This window comes from Colwellia meonggei (assembly GCF_057537295.1).
Genome location: NZ_BAAJLZ010000001.1, coordinates 1,256,417 through 1,275,144 on the forward strand (window position 1 = coordinate 1,256,417; position 18,728 = coordinate 1,275,144).

Here is an 18,728-nt window from a genome sequence, read left to right on the forward strand (position 1 = left end):
TGAAACTTTCGTAACTTTCCCAATCGTTGTTACGTTTTTGGGAGGGGGCTTGCCCCCTCTATTTTTTAACGATGAGTTTCAAACTGTCAGCTGCAAAAAGTGAGTTTTCAGAATTTTCATTTTCACTCGAATTTAGGAGGTTGAGTATGACAAAGTCAATACTCAATATAGAGCAAATATCATTGGCTTTCGGTGGCGTTAAAGCGCTGACCGACGTTAGTTTCTCAGTCAAACAGGGCTCAGTTTTTTCCATTATCGGCCCAAATGGCGCCGGTAAAACCTCAATGCTCAACTGCATTTCTGGTCGTTATCGTCCTAATAGCGGCAAAATTTCTTTTGACGGTAAGGACGTAACAAGTTTACGACCGAATGACCGTGCAGACCTTGGTATGGGCCGTACTTTTCAAAATTTAGCATTATTCGGCCACATGTCGGTGTTAGATAACATTATGGTTGGCCGCCACCATCTATTAAAAAATAACTGGCTTACCGGACCATTATATTGGGCATCTGGCGCACAAAAAGAAGAACTTGCCCACCGCCGTAAAGTTGAAGAAGTTATCGACTTTCTTGAAATTTCCCATATTAGAAAATCAGTTGCTGGCACCTTGTCATACGGTTTGCGTAAGCGCGTTGAATTAGCTCGAGCCATGGCGCTAAACCCAAAACTCATTTTACTTGACGAGCCCATGGCTGGAATGAACTTGGAAGAAAAAGAGGATATGGCTAGATACATTCTCGATTTAAATGAAGAGTTTGGCATTACCGTGGTGATGATTGAGCACGACATGGGTGTTGTCATGGATATTTCTCACGAGGTTATGGTGCTTGATTTTGGTAAGAAGCTTATTTCAGGTCTACCTGATGAAGTGATGGCCGATCCTTATGTTAAACGTGCTTACTTAGGACTTGAAGAAGAGGCTGATGAAGCTGAAACATCTCAAGTGAAATTAGAGGGGGTGAACTAATGACTCAACATATTCAACACGCTAACCAACCCCAGAACGATTTTGAAATGGGCGAGTTAAATACCTTTCCAAAAATACTGCAGCACAATGCTCAAAGCTGGCCTGATGCGGTTGCCATGCGTGAAAAGGAGTTTGGTATTTGGAATGAGTTCACTTGGAATGATTACAACAACCGCGTTAAATGGTTGTCACTTGCCTTATTAGATATGGGCGTAACCAAAGGTGATGCTATCGCCTTACTTGGTGATAACCGACCAGAATGGGTTTGGGGCGAAGTTGCCGCTCATGCTATGCGTTGTTATTCGTTAGGCATTTACCAAGATTCAATGCATGAAGAAGTGGTTTATCTACTTGATAGTAGTGGTGCTACTGTGGTTATTGCCGAAAACGAAGAGCAATGCGATAAGTTGCTTGAACTTGGTGATGACATTCCAAAAGTAAAATTTATTGTCTATTGCGACCCTAGAGGTATGCGTAAATATAACGACTCGCGCTTGGTTGATGTTAACGTACTTTATAAGCTAGGCCAGGAAATTGACAAGACCAATCCAAAGCACTACCAAGAATTGCTTGACGCGACAACGCCAGATGATATCTCCATTTACTGTACTACCTCAGGCACTACTTCTAAACCAAAAATTGCGCTACTTAATGGCGGCAATTTTGTTAAACACTGTAGCTCATACTTACGTGCAGACCCTCGTATGCCCGGTGATAACTATGTTTCTGTATTACCGCTACCTTGGATCATGGAACAAGTTTATGCGGTTGGCCAAGCTTTAATTGCTCGTCAAATCGTTAACTTTGTTGAAGAGCAAGAAACTTTGATGTCAGACCTTCGCGAGATTGGGCCAAGCTTTGTGCTATTAGCGCCAAGAGTTTGGGAAGGTATTTTAGCGGATGTTCAAGCGCGGATGATGGACTCAACACCCTTAAAAAGAAAGCTCTTTAATTATGCTATGAAGCTGGCCGAAGCGAGCCAGGTAGAAGGGAAAAAATCATGGCTAGCTGAAGTATTGCTGATGAAAGCACTACGTGACCGCTTAGGTTTTTCATTTCTAAAGTCTGCTGCAACCGGTGGTGCGGCAATGGGGCCAGATACTTTTAGGTTTTTCCAAACCATTGGTGTGCCTTTACGTCAGCTATATGGTCAAACTGAAATGTGTGGCGCTTATACCATTCACCAAGAAGATGATGTTGATTATGACAGTGTTGGTGTTGCCTTTGATAATGCACAAGTGAAAGTTATTAACACTGACGACGCTGGTGTTGGTGAAATCATCTCGAAAACTGTCGGTATGTTTACCGGCTATTTAAACAACCAAAAAGCCTACGACGAAGATGTGGTTGATGGTTGGATGCAAACCGGTGATGCTGGTTACTTTAAACCATCAGGTCATTTAGTGGTTATTGACCGAATAAAAGATCTCGCTTGTACCAGTAATGGCGCGCAGTATTCACCGCAGTACATTGAAAATAAATTGAAGTTTTCTTCGTTTATTGGTGAAGCGGTTATTTTAGGAAAAGACAAACCTTACCTTTCCGCCATTATTTGTATCCGATTTAGCATAGTGGCTAAGTGGGCTGAGCAAAATGGCTACGCATTTACCAACTACACCAATTTATCTACCTTGCCAGAAGTTTATCAAAAGCTAAGTGAAGAAATATCACGCGTGAATGAGTCACTACCGGAAGCCCAGAAAATTCATAAATTCTTATTACTTTATAAAGAACTTGATGCTGATGACGGCGAATTAACCCGCACGCGTAAGGTTCGTCGTGGTGTTATTGCCGATAAGTATGGCGATATTATTTCATCAATTTATGACGACAAAGACCTTGTTGATATTGACACCGTTGTAGTTTTCCAAGATGGCACTAAAACCCGTATTCAAACGCAAATTCAGGTGAAATCACTATTGCCTAGTCAACCATCAAATGCTTTTAAGCAAACAAATATTGAACGGAGAGCATCATGAATTTCGAATTATTAATCCAGCTGATTGTTAATGGCTTAATTGTTGGTTTGCTTTATGGCGTGGTCGGAATGTGTTTTGTTTTGGTTTATAAATCAACACAAATAGTTAACTTTGCTCAAGGTGAATTCTTACTAGTAGGTGCTTGGATTTGTTGGGCTGTGCTGGTGTATTTAGAGTTACCTTTTGTCGTAGGTTTTCTGCTCACCATGGTGTTTATGGCGGTTTTTGGCATTTTGATACAAATGATTGTGCTTAGGCCGATGATAGGTGAACCGATTATTTCGGTGATCATGGTCACTATCGGCTTGTCGATATTCTTCCAAGCATTGATGAAGTGGATATTTGGTGTTTCAGCACAAAGTTACCCGAAAGTATTTGAAACCGAAAGTATTCAAATAATGGGCTTAAATATTGAAGCCGCTTACTTAATGAGTACCGTTATCGCCTTAATTATTATGGTGGCGTTCTACTTATTTTTTAAACACTCCAAATATGGTTTAGCCATGCGGGCCACAGCGTTCGACCAACAAATTGCGCAAAGTTTAGGTATTTCAGTAAAACAAGTATTCGCCATGAGTTGGGGCATAGCAGCAACTGTTTCGGCAACCGCAGGTGTGGTTATCGCTATGGTCAGCGGTGTATCAAACTCGCTTTCAATGATGGGCATTAAAGTATTTCCAGCGGTTATTTTAGGCGGTTTAGACTCCATTGTTGGCGCCATTGTCGGTGGTTTGATCATCGGTGTTTTAGAGAATGTTGCCGAGTTTTTTGATAGCCAATATCTGCAAATTGGCAACATGTATGACATCGCACCATTTTATGTATTGCTGATTATTCTTTGGTTTAAGCCTTACGGTTTATTCGGCACTAAAGATATCGAACGAATTTAAAGGTTCGCCATTTTACGAACTTATAAGGCGCTACTTCAGTCAAGGTAGCGCCAATTTACAGCGAACAATATTGAATTTTAGGAGTTTATTATGTCGAGTTTAACGATGCGACCGTGCGGTGATTTTCGCACTAGCTATAAACAAGATAATACTATTTTTGAAACAAAAACCATTAAGCATTTTGCCATTATCGCGATCGCATTATTGTGTGCAGCACCGTACTTGGTTGACGCATATTATTTAACTTTATTTATTCAAATATCTTACTTAGGTATTGCGGCATTAGGATTAAATATCCTTGTCGGCTATACCGGGCAAATTTCATTAGGTCATGGTGCATTTTTTGGCTTTGGTGCGTTTGCCTCTGCATGGTTGAATATTTCATTTGGTATTCCGGTATTTCTTTGTATCCCACTTGCCGGCTTTTTAACCATGGCCGTTGGTATGATGTTTGGCTTGCCAGCGTCCAGAATCAAAGGATTGTATTTAGCCATAGCAACGTTGGCAGCACAGTTTATTTTAGAAGACTTTTTTGCTCGTGCCGAGTGGTTCTCAGGCGGCTCAGCAGGTTCTTCTGCTGACCCTATTAGCTTATTTGGTTTTGCATTTGATACCGACGAAAGCTTCTTTTATATCGCGCTATTTGCCTTAGTGTTTATGTACATCTGGGGTTGTAATTTAATGCGAAGCCGTGAAGGCCGAGCCTTTATTGCTGTTCGTGACCATTACCTTTCCGCTGAAATTATGGGCATTAAGCTCAACAAATATCGCTTGTTGTCGTTTGGTGTTTCGTCATTTTACGCCGGTATTGGCGGAGCGTTATACGCGCATTACTTAGGTTACGTATCGGCTGAAGGTTTCACGCTGTTCATGTCAATTCAGTTTCTCGCCATGATCATCATCGGTGGTCTAGGTTCAATTAAAGGCACCTTAATGGGCGTGGTGTTTATGGTGTTTCTACCTGAAGCGCTGGAAGGTGGCGTTGGCCTAATGAAAATGACCGAGTGGGGCAATATTCCTATGGTGGTTGATGGCTTAGCTTACATCAAAGAGATGGCAATAGGGTTAGTGATTATTTTATTCCTTATTTTTGAGCCAGAAGGTATGGCTCACCGTTGGGGCCAAATTAAAAACTATTGGAAGTTCTACCCGTTTTCTTATTAGAAGGCTCTAAAAGCTAAAAATTAAAATAACAAAATCAATACAAACATTATTACAACAAGTCATTGGCAATATAGCCATTTAAAAGAAGAAGGAAATAGTCATGCAACATAAAGCAAAATTAAGTTCTCTATTCGTATGCTGTGCTTTGGGGATGAGCAGCCAAGTTTTCGCAGAAGACTCAGTGTTTGTTGGCCACTTAGCCGATATGTCGGGTCCAACTGCCTTTGTCGGTAAAAATTATGCCGATGGCGTTCGAGATTCACTTGCCTATATTAATGCCAATGGTGGCATTAAAGGCACAAAATTAGAGTATGAAACAATTGACTATGCCTACAAAGTACCACAAGCCATAGCCTCATATAAAAAATGGCATTCACGTAAGAAAATGGTAGCAATGCAAGGATGGGGAACCGCTGATACCGAAGCACTAATTTCGTTTGTCGCGAGAGATAAAACGCCGGTTTTTTCAGCGTCATACTCAGGCCATTTAACCGATCCAACAGGGAAAAACCCACACACTAAAAAGCCTGCACCTTATAACTTTTTCTATGGTGCTTCGTACTCTGACTCTTGTCGTGGCTTAGTGCAATGGGCGGCAAAAGACTGGCAAGAAAAAGGCAGTAAAGGTAAGCCTAAGTTCACCCATATTGGTGCGAATCACCCTTTCCCTAACGCGCCCAAAGCTGCCTGTGCTGAATATGCGACAGAGCTTGGTTTTGATGTGCAACCATCAGTGGTTATTTCCATGAAACCCGGTGATTTCAAAGCGCAATGTTTAAGTTTAAAAAGCTCAGGATCAAATTACGGCTACATCGGCAACTTAGGTGGTTCAGTGCTTTCACTGGTGAAATCTTGTAATACCGTAGGTACCGATATCCAGTTTATGTCAAACATTTGGGGCGGGGATAAGAAAATATTTAGTGCTGCAGGTGAGGGTATTAAAGATTATGTATTCCCGACTATGACACCATTTTGGACTGACCAAGTACCTGGCATGAAGCTGGTAAGAGAAATTTCTAAACAGTCAGATAAGTCAGGCCAAGAGCAGCGCGTGCATCATTACATTCGTGGTGTTTGTTCAACATTCTTTATGAAAGAAGCAATGGAATGGGCAAAGGACAATGGTGGCATTACCGGTGAAAACATTAAAAAAGGTATGTATGCCCGTGATAACTGGGTACCAGCAGGGCTTGAAGGTGTTTGTTTAGCGGCTAATTGGAGTAATGATGACCATCGCGGCGTTAACCAAGTGAACATATATAAAGGCAACTATAACGGTGGTGATATTGCGGTAGAAAAAGTATCACAAGTAACGTTAGAGCGCCGTGATGACTGGTTAGGTTACTAATTTATACCTTGTCATAAAGACTATTTAGCTGAACAAAGTAATGGCTTTGTTCAGCTATTAATTAACAAAGTTTATCAGTAAAACATTATTTATACGGAGTATGTATGTCACAAGCGGCTGCAAAACTACAACCGGCATCACCAATATTAACGGTGAACAATATTGAAGTTGTTTACGATGAGGTTATTCAAGTACTTCGAGGAGTGAGCTTAGATGTACCCGATGGTGAAGTTGTTACGTTATTAGGGCCCAATGGCGCGGGTAAGTCGACTACGCTAAAAGCAATATCAGGCCTATTGAAAACTGAAAATGGTGAAGTAACCAAAGGTGATATCACCTTTATGGGCGAAAGAATTGATAGTAAAAATGCAGAAGACGTGGTTCGTAGCGGGCTATTTCAAGTCATGGAAGGACGTCGCATTGTCGAAGATATGACCTCGCTAGAAAATCTTAAATTAGGGGCGTTTACTCGTAAAGATTCACAAATAAACCAAGATATTGAAATGGTTTATCACTACTTTCCAAGGCTGAAAGAGCGCACTGGGTTAGCGGGCTATTTATCGGGTGGTGAGCAGCAAATGTTGGCGATTGGGCGCGCGTTAATGGCACGACCGAAAATGATTTGTCTTGATGAACCCTCGATGGGTTTATCACCACTTTTGGTAAAAGAAGTCTTTGGCATTATTCAAAAAATTAATGTTGACCAAGGTATTACTATGTTGCTTGTTGAACAGAATGCTAATTATGCTTTAAGAGCGGCAAATTATGGCTACATTATGGAGTCAGGAAAAATTGTTCTCGATGGCACACAAGAGCAGTTGATGAGTAATGAAGATGTAAAAGAGTTCTACTTAGGTGGCGGTAATGAAGAACGCAAAAGCTTTAAGGGGTTGAAGTCTTACAAACGTCGTAAACGTTGGTTGTAGTTGGCTTTACCTTCGAACTTTATAAAACACTTTTATCGTTATTGTTAGTAAATTTATTGAGCCATTATGACTACGTTTTATCAACAAAAAGAAAATATTTCCGCAACTATTCGAGAGCAAAGTTTATTTTCCCAGCTACCTGAGTTTATTGATTTTGCTAAACAGCATTCAAGTTACTATCAAGGGCTACTGGCAAGTTTCGATGCCAATGCGGTTGATTCTAGAGCGCAACTTGCAAAACTGCCTATTACGCGAAAATCAGATTTGCTGCGCTTACAAAAACAGCGACTACCGCTGGCGGGGTTAAATACTGAAAATGGCACAATTAGTCGAATTTTCCAATCGCCAGGGCCAATTTACGACCCCGAAAATTGTCAGCAAGATTGGTGGCGTATGGGACAAGCATTTAATGCTGCTGGTTTTGTTAGTGGTGACTTAGTGCAAAATTGTTTGTCGTATCACTTAACGCCGGGTGGCTTCATTCTTGATTCTGGTGCACGAGCTTGTGGCTGTACGGTTATTCCGGCAGGGCCAGGGCAAACCGTACAGCAACTAGACATTATAGAGGATTTAAAGCCACAAGGTTATTGCGGAACACCTTCATTTCTAAATATTTTACTGACAAAAGCACAACAGCAAGAACGTGATATTAGTAGCCTTAAAAAGGCTTTAGTAACGGGTGAAGCATTGCCAGCAGCGCTGCGTGAAGAGTTTAGTGATGTTGGCATTAATGTTTTGCAAGCTTATGCGACGGCTGACATTGGCTTGATTGCATATGAAAGTATTGCCGATGATGGTTTAATTATCGCCGAAGACTTAATTGTTGAAATTGTTCGCCCAGGCAGTTTGGAGCAAGTTGCAGACGGTGAAGTTGGCGAAGTGGTTGTTACCAGTTTTAATAAAGACTACCCATTAATTCGCTTTGCTACTGGCGATTTATCGGCAATTAAACTCGGTGAAAGCGCTTGTGGCAGAACCAATATGCGTATTAAAGGTTGGCTAGGCAGGGCGGATCAAACCACTAAAGTTAAAGGTATGTTTGTTCATCCTGAACAAATAGAGCGGGTACGATTAAGTGTCGAAAGGGTTAATAAAGTACGACTAACGGTTACCCAAGATAATCATCAAGATAAAATGCATTTGCAGTGTGAGTTTGATAAGGAAAACAATTCAGGACAAGCTGTTCAAGAGTTATTGTTTCAACTAGAAAACAATCTTAAAAAATTCACCAAACTTAATGGTAGTGTTGAGCTTGTTAATCTTGGTGCTTTGTTAAATGACGGGAAAGTTATTGATGATAAAAGAATTATTTAATGAGGTCTTGAAAAAACAATATACATAACATAAGTTTAATATTTGATTTATTTTACATATATACAATTTTTATAAAGGAAGTTTTAATGTCGAATGACGCCTTTCAAGACTGTTACCCTGATGATCTTAGCCACTGTTATGGCTGCGGTAAGAACAATATAGACGGCCATCAATTGAAAAGTTTTTGGCATACTGAAGGTGGCCTTATTAGTAATGAAGGAGCGGAAAAAACCATTGCTCACTTTATACCAGAACAATGCCACACCGCTATTCCGGGCTTTGTTTATGGTGGTTTAATTGCATCACTCATTGATTGTCATGGCACAGGCAGTGCTGCAGCTATGGCTTTTCGTCAGGCTAATCGTCCAATGGGTACTGAACCAGCACTACGCTTTGTTACCGCCGCGTTAAATGTTAGTTATTTGGCGCCTACACCTATGGGGACTGAGCTTGAACTAATTGGCACGTTTAGCGAAGTTAAAGAAAGAAAAGTTGTTGTTGAAATAACGGTATCTGCTGGCGATGTGATTTGTGCGAAAGGTACAGTAGTGGCGGTAAAAATGCCTGAATCTATGCAGCTTAATTAATATTGAACTGCATAAGGAGATGTTCTCATTCTAAGTGATTAATTTTACATTATTCTAATGATGTAAACTAACTAGAACTAAATACTTCTTGGATTTAATGCTGTAACTAGCTTTTTAGCTAGCCATATTATGATAGCTATAATTAGCTCTCTTGTTATTATGTCTGTGATTTTAAAAAATTTTATAGCTATTTTTTAACAATAGTCACATAGTTAGCTATTGAAACTACCTCTAATGACAAAGGAATTGACATGAAAGTTTTATTAACTGTCTTTATATTTATTTTATGTGGCTGTTCTTCAATTAAATTTAATAGTAACGGTGGCGAATACGTTATAAATAAAATTGAAAACAACATTCGAAAGAGTGGTGTTAAAAGGTACACAAATTATGAAGTGTGGGAGCTAGGGGCTTCACAAATCGGTCATGTAGAGTCTGAGTACTGCCAAGTAGATTTAAGGGATAATAAACCTAATCAGCATGCGTTAATCAGTTCATTAGAAGTTAAAACTCAGCTAATTGGTGGTAATGCATTGGTTTTTGATTCGTGCTTTGTTAATACCACAACGGCTAGTTGTCACAACTACACTAAGTGTCAAGGCATGGCATATCTAGTTAAATATTAAATTTTATCGCTTTTCTAAAATAAGTTACTAGCTTGCTGTCAAAATGGCAGGCTAATAAACAGTGAAAAAACTTTAAGAGTTATCGCTATTTTTCTACGCTCAGGGTCTGCTTGAGTTCATTGTAAACTTTAAATAACTCTTGAAGCTCTGGATCTTCAAGTAATTTTTTTTTCATATCATCAAGCTGAGCACGACGTTTAGGGGCAACCATTGCAATGTTGTTTTTTCTTGTTTTTAACTTCAATTTATGTTGATTATTTGAATTTGAACTTTGGCTTAGAAAAGCCATTTGTGTCATTTCTCTTATTTGGTCTTTATAGAATACCGGTTCACAAACCTTTTTCTTTATGTGACTGCCAGTAGCAGAACGCATCTCACATAACACTTTGTACTCATCTTTCTCGGCAATTTGATTGTAAATATCAAAAAATTGCCCCTGTAAGCTGAGCATTTTCTTCGCAGTAATATGCTTTGATGGCAGTGAGGTGCCATAAACCTCGATAACTTCTGTAGGTTGTTTTGCTGTTGATTGATTAGCACTGCTATAGGTTGTAGCTGAAGCAGAAATTGAGAGTAAAAACACCAGTGAGCTAACTGTTTTGTATATTAGTTTCATTTTAAGTCCTTTTAGATTCTGTTGTTAATTTCACCATTGCTAATAGATAGTTACCATTAATATTATTCTTGGTTATCTAAGGTTTGTTTGAGCTCATTGTAAACTTTAAATAACTCTTGAAGCTCTGGATCTTCAAGTAATTTTTTTTTCATATCATCAAGCTGAGCACGACGCTTAGGGGCAACCATTGCAATGTTGTATTTTTTTGTTTTGAGTCTAATAACACCCTTACGCATTACGTTCGGATCTGACCATGCCAATTGTGTCATTTCTCTTATTTGGTCTTTATAGAATACCGGTTCACAAACTCTTTTCTTTATGTGGCTACCCGTTGCAGCACGAGCCTCACATAGCACTTTGTACTCATCTTTCTCTGCTAATTGATTATAAATATCAAAAAACTGCCCCTGTAAGCTGAGCATTTTTTTCGCAGTAATATGCTTTGACGGCAGTGCGGTACCATAAACATCAATAACTTCTATTGGTTGTTTTGACGCTGATTGGCTAGTATTGCTATAGGTTGTAGCTGAAGCAGGAATTGATATTAAAAATATTAGAAAGCTAGCTGTTTTGTATATTTGTCGCATTTTAAAGTCCTTTTATGAAAATGTTATAGATTAATATTTAATCTATATGGTAATTGTTGATAAAGCAATAAAGTGCTTATTTATTAATTTTTTATAACGCTATTTTATTAATAATGTCATCTTAGCTTTTGACAGCCACAGTGATAGGTATTATTGTTTTGAAAAAAATAACGATAAGAAAGAAATGGACTTTATTAATCAACCTGACTGCTTGAATTGTGGCTCGCCTTTAAATACTGAGTATTGTGGTCAATGTGGACAAAAAAAAGCACAACGTATTACTTTTAAACATTTAATCGCTCTAGTGCAGCGTGGCACCTTAGAGCTTCGCTCGCCATTTTTACAAACAATCATAGGGCTAACAGTAAGACCTGCAGATACTTGCCGTGAGTATTTAGACGGCAAAAGAGCTAAGTATTTTAACCCAGCTAAATATGCTTTTTGGTTAACCACTTTTGCGATATTACTTGCGTCATACTTAAATATCAGTTTAGTTGAATCTAGCTTACAAGGCTTTACTTCAGAAAATCTTGCTTCTGAACGCTTCGATACATTTAAAGCCATTCTCGAAAATGGTTTAATTTATTTTTTCTTTATTAGTGCTTTTCTAATGGCAATGGCTTCTAGATTAGTCTTTAGGAAAGAAAAATATAACTTATTTGAGCTCTACGTCGTTTACTTGCTACTAAATGGTCACTTAACACTTTTATCTTATGGGTTGTTAATTTCTGGCCATTATAATGACTTATTTACTCAAATTGGATTGATGCTATTAGCAATTATTTACCCTGCTATTGTTATTGCTCGTATTTACATGAAAGATGGTTTTTTTATCTATATAAAGTCATTTATTGCGGCCATTATTGGTTTCATTTTCGCAAGTATAACCTTTGGCTTCGTAGGTGGTTTAACCGCAGGTGTGTTAGGCATGTAAGTAAGTCTTGGTTCTTGATAATCGAAATAATACGTCGAATAACGCAATTTATTGAATTAACCCAAGACTATTGCCGAGAAAAAAACGATAATTAGCGCCATTAAGAATATTTTGCTGTTTTAGCAGTTTTGCGTGGATACCGTTAATGGAAATCAAAGTTAATTTTCTCGACAATTTGAAAGTTGAAGCTAAATTTGACGACTTTACAGTCGTCGCCGACCAACCTATTCGTTATAAAGGGGATGGCTCAGCGCCTGGCCCGTTTGATTATTTCCTTGCATCTTCTGCCATGTGTGCAGCGTATTTTGTTAAGGTATATTGTAATTCTAGAGATATTCCTACCGAGAATATTCGTTTATCACAAAATAATATTGTTGATCCTGAAAATCGTTATAACCAAATTTTCCAAATTCAGGTGGAATTACCAGAAAGTGTTTCAGAAAAAGACCGTTTAGGTATTATGCGTTCAATTGACCGTTGTACCGTTAAAAAAGTTGTGCAAACGGGGCCTGAATTTAAAGTTGATATAGTTGAAAACTTAGAAGAAGACGCACAAGCTATGTTAATGGGTCACACTGAAAGTGACGCTAGCACATTTATCCTAGGTAAAGACTTACCGTTAGAAGAAACAATAGCCAATATGACCGCACTTTTAGCTGACCTAGGCATGAAAATTGAAATTGCGTCATGGCGTAATATAGTGCCTAACGTATGGTCACTACATATTCGTGATGCAGCGTCACCGATGTGTTTTACTAACGGTAAAGGGGCAACCAAAGAAAGTGCTTTGTGTTCAGCGTTAGGTGAGTTTATTGAACGCTTAAACTGTAATTTCTTTTATAACGACCAGTTTTTGGGTCAAGAAATTGCTAATAGTGATTTTGTTCACTACCCCAACGAAAAGTGGTTTAAGCTGACGGATAGTGATGAACTACCTAAAGGTATTCTCGATGATTATTGCTTAGATATATACAATCCTGATGATGAGTTGCGCGGTTCACACTTAATTGATACCAATTCAGGTATGGCTGAACGCGGCATTTGTGCTATTCCTTATCAGCGTCAATCAGATGGTGAAACAGTCTATTTCCCGTCTAATCTGATTGAAAACCTTTTCTTAAGTAACGGTATGAGTGCCGGGAATAACTTAGCTGAAGCGCAAGTTCAGTGTTTATCTGAAATATTCGAACGTGCGGTTAAACGGCAAATTATTGAACAAGAAATTGTTTTACCTGATGTACCGAAAAGCGTGCTAGAAAAATACCCTAGCATTTTAGCTGGTATTGACGCTTTAGAAGAGCAAGGCTTCCCTGTTGTAGTGAAAGATGCCTCATTAGGCGGTCAGTTCCCGGTGATGTGTGTGACTTTAATGAACCCTAGAACCGGTGGGGTTTTCGCCTCCTTTGGTGCTCACCCAAGTTTCGAGGTTGCTTTAGAGCGTAGCTTAACTGAGTTGCTGCAAGGCAGAAGCTTTGAAGGCTTAAATGACGTACCTAAGCCAACATTTAACAGTATGGCGGTAACTGAGCCTGAAAACTTTGTTGAGCATTTTATTGACTCAACGGGTGTTATTTCTTGGCGCTTCTTTAGTTCACAACATGACTTTGAGTTTTCGGAATGGGACTTCTCAGGTACAACTGAAGAAGAAAATGCTGCCTTATTTGCTATTATGGAAAGCTTAGGTAAAGAAGTTTACGTTGCTGTTTTTGACCAGCTCGGGGCAACCGCATGTCGTATGCTGGTACCTGATTATTCAGAGGTTTACCCTGTAGAAGATCTTATTTGGGATAATACCAATAAAGCACTGCTTTACCGTGCAGATATCCTTAATCTTCATATTCTTGACGACGATGCCCTAGAAAGTTTGGTAACACGTTTAGAAGATAGCCAGCTTGATAATTACATTGATATCAGAACCTTAATCGGTATTGAGTTTGATGAAAATACCGTATGGGGCCAATTAACCATTCTTGAATTGAAAATTCTCATTTACTTAGCTCTTGGTGCCTTAGAAGATTCAACTGAACTAGTGGAAGAGTTTTTACAGTTTAATGATAATACTGTTGCTCGCGGCTTATTCTATCAAGCAATGCACGCGGTACTAGAAGTTGAATTAGATGAAGAAATGGAGCTTGAACACTTTATTGAGAACTTCAATAGAATGTTTGGTAAAGAGATCATGGAAAATGTTGTTGGCTCAATTACTGGCGAAGTGAAGTTCTTTGGTTTAACAAAAACCAGCATGAAATTAGAAGGTTTAGATAAGCATCAACGATTAATTGAAAGCTATAAAAAACTACATCAAGCACGTGCAGTTGCAGCTAAATAGCATAAGTAAATATTACGCAGTTTAATTAAAAAACCGCTTATTTTAGTAAAGTAAGCGGTTTTTATTTCCTCAAACTACTACGGCTAGTTTTCGTTGTTAGACTGAGTTAAAGCTTGATAATTACTTCGTGCTTCAGAAGGCAATTCGCCAAAAAATAAGCGAAATTGTTTGCTGAAATAACTGTGGTCAGTAAAGCCCGTTTCATAGCCCACTTGTGAAATAGGGATATGACTTTCAATTAGTAAGCGACGAGCGTTCTCTAAACGCACCTCATTGATAAATTGCTTAGGGGTTTTCGTGAGGTATTTTTTAAAACGTCTTTCTAACGCACTAACTGATAAATGTGATATTTCTGCTAATTCATCAATGAGCAAGGTCTTTTGATAATTTGCTCTAACATAGTCTACTGGCACTTTGATTGCTTCGACACCAGTCAAAGCCATAGCTTGCTTTTGTAAATGTCGAGTAATGCCGTAAGAGCCTATTATCTCTCCTGCTTTATTTGACAGCGACCGCTTAGATGTCGCATACCATGCGGTATCACCAGTTTGCGTCATGTTTACTTCCAAACGTTCGGTAACTGATTGTCCTGAAAGTATTTTCTCGTCATCACGAATAAATTGTTTTGCAATATGGGTTGGTGAGAAGTCGTGATCGGTTTTACCTATTATTTGGCCTAATCCCTTCACTTTTTTGTGTTCAATAAAAGCCTGATTTGCATGAAGAAAAACATGATTTATATCCTTTATCCAGAACAATACGCCTGGAAGTAAATCAAACATATTGATAACTTGTTCAATTTCAATCTGGTTAAGAAAATCGTGATCTATTTGTGTTGGCATTAATAAACCCTTATTGAAAACTACCTTTAAGCTAAATACGTAAACGCCGAATTTATTGCATCATCAAACGATTTATTAATAACACATTTTTTCCTCTAACTTCTATAGTAGAGCTATATTTTTCAACAGTATTGTTAATATTGGTTAGCTATGAAGAAGATTAGAATGGGTATGGTTGGTGGCGGTAAAGGCGCCTTTATTGGTGCAATACATCGCATCGCCGCTTATATGGATGGTGATATTGAGCTGATATGTGGTGCGTTTAATTCTAATCATCAACGTTGTATTGAATCGGGAAAATCACTCTATGTAGCCGAACAACGTTGTTACGCCACCTATCAAGATATGTTTAAAGCCGAAGCCGCGCTTCCTGAAGGTCAGCGTATGGAGTTCGTTGTTATTGTCACTCCTAATCATTTACATTTTCCTGTTGCTAAAATGGCAATGAAATATGGTTTTCATGTTTTGTCTGATAAACCTGCCACGATCAACTTAAACGAAGCGTTGAAACTCGAAGAAATAATAGCGCAACAAAATACGCTCTACGCACTGACCCATACCTACACTGGCTACCCGCTTATTAAACAGGCAAAGCATTTAGTTGCGCAAGGTGAGTTGGGCAATATAACTAAAATAGTCATTGAATATAGCCAAGGTTGGTTGGCTTTAAAAGCCGATGAAAATAGTAAACAAGCGAGTTGGCGCTTAGATGAAAGTCAATCAGGTTTAAGCTGCTGTATGGGGGATATTGGTGTGCATGCATCAAACTTAGCCGAGTATGTTTCAGGCATGACCATTACAGAACTATGTGCGGATCTAACTTCTACAGTAAACGGGCGAACATTAGATGACGACGGCACGGTACTTTTAAAGTTCTCAAATGGTGCTAAAGGAGTTTTATTGGCTAGTCAAATATCGCTCGGTGATGAAAACAACCTGAAATTAAGAGTTTATGGTGATAGAAAAAGTCTTGAATGGTCACAATTAGAGCCTAATACCTTGTGGTTAAAATCTCACAACCAAGCAAGTGAAATGATCAGAACAGGGGTTGGAGAAATGTGTTTGGCTGCCCAACAAGCTATGCGAACTCCTGCGGGGCACCCAGAAGGATATCTAGAAGCGTTTGCTAATATCTATGCTAACTTTGTTCTACAAATCAAGGCTAAAAAAGCACAGTTACCTTGTGATAATCGGCATTTTGATTTACCTGGAATAGAAGAAGCGGTTAGAGGCATGGCATTTATTGAAAATGTTGTAAAAGCGAGTGTTTCTGAAGAAAAGTGGTGGCCTTTTACTATTGAAAGTAAACTTTCTGTAGGGAGAAAATAATATGTCCCAAATTAAAGGGCCAGGTATTTTCCTAGCACAATTTTGCCAAGATGAAGTGCCATTTAATAACCTAAAAAGTATTTGTGATTGGGTGGCAAACTTGGGCTATAAGGCAGTACAAATTCCTACGTGGGATAAACGATTATTTGACTTAACACTTGCCTATCAAAGTGAAACTTATTGCGATGAAATTAAAGGAATCGTCAGTGAAGCTGGCTTAAGTATCAGTGAATTGTCGACCCACCTTCAAGGTCAATTGATTGCGGTTCATCCTAGTTATGATAAACAGTTTGATGGTTTTTCGCCTGATGAATTTAAAAATAAACCTCAGGCGCGAACGCAATGGGCAATTGAGCAAGTTTCAATGGCAGCAAAAGTAAGTCAATCACTGAAGCTAAATGCTCATGCTACTTTTTCAGGAGCTTTGTTATGGCAAACCGTATATCCGTGGCCACAACGACCGCCTGGCTTAGTGGAGGATGGCTTTTCGGAGTTAGCGAAACGCTGGCTACCCTTGTTGAATAAATTTGAAGATGTAGGCGTTGATGTTTGCTATGAACTTCATCCAGGAGAAGACTTACATGATGGTATTACTTTTGAGCGCTTTTTAGCGGCAACGGGCAATCACAAACGCGTTAATGTTCTATATGATCCAAGTCACTTCTTATTGCAGCAGCTTGATTATTTAGCATTTATAGATATCTATCATGAGCGAATTAAGGCGTTTCATGTCAAGGATGCTGAATTCAGACCTAATGGTCGCAGCGGTGTCTACGGTGGTTATCAAAGTTGGCAACAACGTCCAGGGCGTTTTAGGTCACTTGGTGATGGACAAATCGATTTTAAACAAATTTTCAGTAAGCTAACGCAATATGGCTACAACGGATGGGCAGTATTGGAATGGGAATGTTGCCTCAAGCACCCAGCTGATGGTGCTAAAGAGGGGGCAGGCTTTATTGAAAAACATTTAATACGCACCCCTGATTATGCCTTTGACGACTTTGCTTCAAGCGGTACTGATCAATCTTTAAATCGCAGTATTTTGGGACTTTAGGAGGGCATATGTCAGATCAAACTAGTCATCACCGGTTATTTGTCGCCAGTTGTATTGCGTTAACTGTAACTGCAATGACCTTTGCCATTCGTGCAGGGATTTTAGGCCAACTTAGTCATGACTTTGGCTTATCTAATAGTGAATTAGGTTGGATTAATGCGATGGCATTTCTAGGTTTCCCCGTTGCTACGATGCTTGGGGGCTTGTTCTATAATATTTTAGGAGCAAAAAAACTAGTCATTATTGCCTTCATTGGTCATCTGCTTGGTTTGATGTTAACAATTTCAGCGGATGGTTTTTGGCTGCTTTTACTGTCGAGTTTTTGTATTGGTTTTGCCAATGGTGCCGTTGAAGCCGGTTGCAACCCGCTCATTGCTGATTTGTATCACAAAAAACAAACCACAATGTTGAATCGTTTTCATGTCTGGTTTCCCGGAGGCATTGTTATTGGTGCTTTGATCTCAAAATATATGACTGATATGAGTTTTGGTTGGCAAGCACAAATTGCGGTGATGTTAATCCCCACCCTAATATATGGTTACTTTATCATCAGCCAAAAATTCCCTCAAACCAGCCATATGGATACTTCTACTGTTAATAACATTAAAGGGCTATTTTCACCGTTATTTTTATTTATGGCTTTGTGTATGACTTTAACTGCGACAAGTGAGTTAGGCACGCAACAATGGATTGAGCGTATTTTAGGTTCTTCAGGAGCTTCACCAATGTTAATTATGGCAACGGTGACTGGCGTAATGGCCATTGGTAGATACTTTGCCGGACCTTTAGTGCATAAGTTCAACCCTGCTGGTGTACTGCTTTATTCAGCAATAATGACCTCTATTGGCATCTACACCATGAGCATAGCGTCAGGCAATATGGTCTACATATCTGCTTTGTTCTTTGCATTAGGTGTCACTTATTTTTGGCCAACAATGATTGGATTTGTTGCTGAAAACATTCCCCAATCTGGTGCATTAGGCATGTCAATAATGGGCGGCGTTGGCATGTTTGCTGTCAGTTTATGGAACCCCGTTATTGGCCAATGGATTGATGAAGCGAGAGAAAAAGCGTTAGCTGAAAACTCGACCATCGCAATTGCTGAACAGGTAGCAGGACAAGCGACATTAGCGAACTTAAGTGTTTTTCCTATGGTACTTGTCGTTGTATTTAGTGGCTTGACGATATATATGAAACGGCAGCAATCAAAATAAACAACGCTGTAATAACAATAA

General features: G+C 39.1%; 17 protein-coding genes. 14 read left to right on the forward strand and 3 right to left on the reverse strand.

Going from position 1 to position 18,728, the window contains the following annotated elements; translation table 11 throughout:
- Nucleotides 1–146 precede the first annotated feature (146 nt).
- The 9 genes from AC27E9_RS05665 (at nucleotide 147) to AC27E9_RS05705 (ending at nucleotide 9,802) form a co-directional block, all read left to right on the forward strand.
- On the forward strand, nucleotides 147–968 hold the full coding sequence (locus AC27E9_RS05665) for an ABC transporter ATP-binding protein (protein ID WP_487128072.1): 822 nt from the start codon (nucleotides 147–149) through the stop codon (nucleotides 966–968).
- Nucleotides 968–2,947 (forward strand): AMP-binding protein, encoded by a 1,980-nt coding sequence (locus AC27E9_RS05670; RefSeq protein WP_487128074.1) that lies wholly within the window; start codon nucleotides 968–970, stop codon nucleotides 2,945–2,947. Before AC27E9_RS05665 ends, AC27E9_RS05670 begins: the two co-directional genes overlap by 1 nt.
- Nucleotides 2,944–3,837: a branched-chain amino acid ABC transporter permease gene (locus AC27E9_RS05675; protein ID WP_487116241.1), complete on the forward strand. Its 894-nt coding sequence runs from the start codon at nucleotides 2,944–2,946 to the stop codon at nucleotides 3,835–3,837. The genes AC27E9_RS05670 and AC27E9_RS05675 overlap by 4 nt, the downstream gene beginning before the upstream one ends.
- A gap of 90 nt (nucleotides 3,838–3,927) precedes the next feature.
- Nucleotides 3,928–5,001: a branched-chain amino acid ABC transporter permease gene (locus AC27E9_RS05680; RefSeq protein ID WP_487116243.1), complete on the forward strand. Its 1,074-nt coding sequence runs from the start codon at nucleotides 3,928–3,930 to the stop codon at nucleotides 4,999–5,001.
- Nucleotides 5,002–5,101: 100 nt separating this feature from the next.
- Nucleotides 5,102–6,349 carry an ABC transporter substrate-binding protein gene (locus AC27E9_RS05685; RefSeq protein WP_487128076.1) on the forward strand — a complete coding sequence of 416 codons (1,248 nt, stop codon included), beginning with the start codon at nucleotides 5,102–5,104 and terminating at the stop codon, nucleotides 6,347–6,349.
- A 104-nt stretch (nucleotides 6,350–6,453) separates the two neighbouring features.
- Nucleotides 6,454–7,275 (forward strand): ABC transporter ATP-binding protein, encoded by an 822-nt coding sequence (locus AC27E9_RS05690; protein WP_487128078.1) that lies wholly within the window; start codon nucleotides 6,454–6,456, stop codon nucleotides 7,273–7,275.
- Nucleotides 7,276–7,341: 66 nt separating this feature from the next.
- Nucleotides 7,342–8,589: a phenylacetate--CoA ligase family protein gene (locus AC27E9_RS05695; protein WP_487128080.1), complete on the forward strand. Its 1,248-nt coding sequence runs from the start codon at nucleotides 7,342–7,344 to the stop codon at nucleotides 8,587–8,589.
- An 86-nt stretch (nucleotides 8,590–8,675) separates the two neighbouring features.
- A complete protein-coding gene (locus AC27E9_RS05700; protein WP_487128082.1) occupies nucleotides 8,676–9,176 on the forward strand; it encodes a PaaI family thioesterase in 501 nt (166 codons plus the stop codon).
- A 251-nt stretch (nucleotides 9,177–9,427) separates the two neighbouring features.
- Nucleotides 9,428–9,802, forward strand: a complete 375-nt coding sequence (locus AC27E9_RS05705) for a hypothetical protein (protein ID WP_487128084.1) — start codon at nucleotides 9,428–9,430, stop codon at nucleotides 9,800–9,802.
- Nucleotides 9,803–9,887: 85 nt separating this feature from the next.
- On the opposite strand, the gene AC27E9_RS05710 is transcribed toward AC27E9_RS05705, so the two are convergent.
- Together AC27E9_RS05710 and AC27E9_RS05715 are read right to left on the reverse strand one after the other, a co-directional pair.
- Nucleotides 9,888–10,418 carry a hypothetical protein gene (locus AC27E9_RS05710; protein ID WP_487128086.1) on the reverse strand — a complete coding sequence of 177 codons (531 nt, stop codon included), beginning with the start codon at nucleotides 10,416–10,418 and terminating at the stop codon, nucleotides 9,888–9,890.
- Nucleotides 10,419–10,480: 62 nt separating this feature from the next.
- Nucleotides 10,481–11,005 (reverse strand): hypothetical protein, encoded by a 525-nt coding sequence (locus tag AC27E9_RS05715; protein WP_487128088.1) that lies wholly within the window; start codon nucleotides 11,003–11,005, stop codon nucleotides 10,481–10,483.
- Nucleotides 11,006–11,189: 184 nt separating this feature from the next.
- Between AC27E9_RS05715 and AC27E9_RS05720 the strand changes: the two genes are divergently transcribed.
- A complete protein-coding gene (locus tag AC27E9_RS05720; RefSeq protein WP_487128090.1) occupies nucleotides 11,190–11,939 on the forward strand; it encodes a DUF3667 domain-containing protein in 750 nt (249 codons plus the stop codon).
- A 145-nt stretch (nucleotides 11,940–12,084) separates the two neighbouring features.
- A complete protein-coding gene (locus AC27E9_RS05725) occupies nucleotides 12,085–14,268 on the forward strand; it encodes an OsmC domain/YcaO domain-containing protein (RefSeq protein ID WP_487128092.1) in 2,184 nt (727 codons plus the stop codon).
- Between the two features lie 83 nt (nucleotides 14,269–14,351).
- Here AC27E9_RS05725 and AC27E9_RS05730 read toward each other — a convergent pair whose 3' ends face one another.
- Nucleotides 14,352–15,110, reverse strand: coding sequence for a PAS domain-containing protein (locus AC27E9_RS05730; protein ID WP_487128094.1), 759 nt, complete (start codon nucleotides 15,108–15,110; stop codon nucleotides 14,352–14,354).
- Nucleotides 15,111–15,260: 150 nt separating this feature from the next.
- Between AC27E9_RS05730 and AC27E9_RS05735 the strand changes: the two genes are divergently transcribed.
- From AC27E9_RS05735 to AC27E9_RS05745, 3 genes are read left to right on the forward strand one after another with little or no spacing between them, the layout of a single operon-like run.
- Nucleotides 15,261–16,439: a Gfo/Idh/MocA family protein gene (locus tag AC27E9_RS05735; RefSeq protein WP_487128096.1), complete on the forward strand. Its 1,179-nt coding sequence runs from the start codon at nucleotides 15,261–15,263 to the stop codon at nucleotides 16,437–16,439.
- A gap of 1 nt (nucleotide 16,440) precedes the next feature.
- Nucleotides 16,441–17,493 (forward strand): sugar phosphate isomerase/epimerase family protein, encoded by a 1,053-nt coding sequence (locus AC27E9_RS05740; RefSeq protein WP_487128098.1) that lies wholly within the window; start codon nucleotides 16,441–16,443, stop codon nucleotides 17,491–17,493.
- An 8-nt stretch (nucleotides 17,494–17,501) separates the two neighbouring features.
- Entirely contained in the window at nucleotides 17,502–18,707 is a 1,206-nt protein-coding gene (locus tag AC27E9_RS05745) for an MFS transporter (RefSeq protein ID WP_487128100.1), read from the forward strand.
- Nucleotides 18,708–18,728: the final 21 nt, after the last annotated feature.

Excerpts from the sequence above, each read along its gene's own strand:
- AC27E9_RS05665 (WP_487128072.1), top strand. The coding sequence starts at position 147 with ATGACAAAGTCAATACTCAATATAGAGCAAATATCATTGGCTTTCGGT.
- AC27E9_RS05670 (WP_487128074.1), top strand. The coding sequence starts at position 968 with ATGACTCAACATATTCAACACGCTAACCAACCCCAGAACGATTTTGAA.
- AC27E9_RS05675 (WP_487116241.1), top strand. The coding sequence starts at position 2,944 with ATGAATTTCGAATTATTAATCCAGCTGATTGTTAATGGCTTAATTGTT.
- AC27E9_RS05680 (WP_487116243.1), top strand. The coding sequence starts at position 3,928 with ATGTCGAGTTTAACGATGCGACCGTGCGGTGATTTTCGCACTAGCTAT.
- AC27E9_RS05685 (WP_487128076.1), top strand. The coding sequence starts at position 5,102 with ATGCAACATAAAGCAAAATTAAGTTCTCTATTCGTATGCTGTGCTTTG.
- AC27E9_RS05690 (WP_487128078.1), top strand. The coding sequence starts at position 6,454 with ATGTCACAAGCGGCTGCAAAACTACAACCGGCATCACCAATATTAACG.
- AC27E9_RS05695 (WP_487128080.1), top strand. The coding sequence starts at position 7,342 with ATGACTACGTTTTATCAACAAAAAGAAAATATTTCCGCAACTATTCGA.
- AC27E9_RS05700 (WP_487128082.1), top strand. The coding sequence starts at position 8,676 with ATGTCGAATGACGCCTTTCAAGACTGTTACCCTGATGATCTTAGCCAC.
- AC27E9_RS05705 (WP_487128084.1), top strand. The coding sequence starts at position 9,428 with ATGAAAGTTTTATTAACTGTCTTTATATTTATTTTATGTGGCTGTTCT.
- AC27E9_RS05710 (WP_487128086.1), bottom strand. The coding sequence starts at position 10,418 with ATGAAACTAATATACAAAACAGTTAGCTCACTGGTGTTTTTACTCTCA.
- AC27E9_RS05715 (WP_487128088.1), bottom strand. The coding sequence starts at position 11,005 with ATGCGACAAATATACAAAACAGCTAGCTTTCTAATATTTTTAATATCA.
- AC27E9_RS05720 (WP_487128090.1), top strand. The coding sequence starts at position 11,190 with ATGGACTTTATTAATCAACCTGACTGCTTGAATTGTGGCTCGCCTTTA.
- AC27E9_RS05725 (WP_487128092.1), top strand. The coding sequence starts at position 12,085 with ATGGAAATCAAAGTTAATTTTCTCGACAATTTGAAAGTTGAAGCTAAA.
- AC27E9_RS05730 (WP_487128094.1), bottom strand. The coding sequence starts at position 15,110 with ATGCCAACACAAATAGATCACGATTTTCTTAACCAGATTGAAATTGAA.
- AC27E9_RS05735 (WP_487128096.1), top strand. The coding sequence starts at position 15,261 with ATGAAGAAGATTAGAATGGGTATGGTTGGTGGCGGTAAAGGCGCCTTT.
- AC27E9_RS05740 (WP_487128098.1), top strand. The coding sequence starts at position 16,441 with ATGTCCCAAATTAAAGGGCCAGGTATTTTCCTAGCACAATTTTGCCAA.
- AC27E9_RS05745 (WP_487128100.1), top strand. The coding sequence starts at position 17,502 with ATGTCAGATCAAACTAGTCATCACCGGTTATTTGTCGCCAGTTGTATT.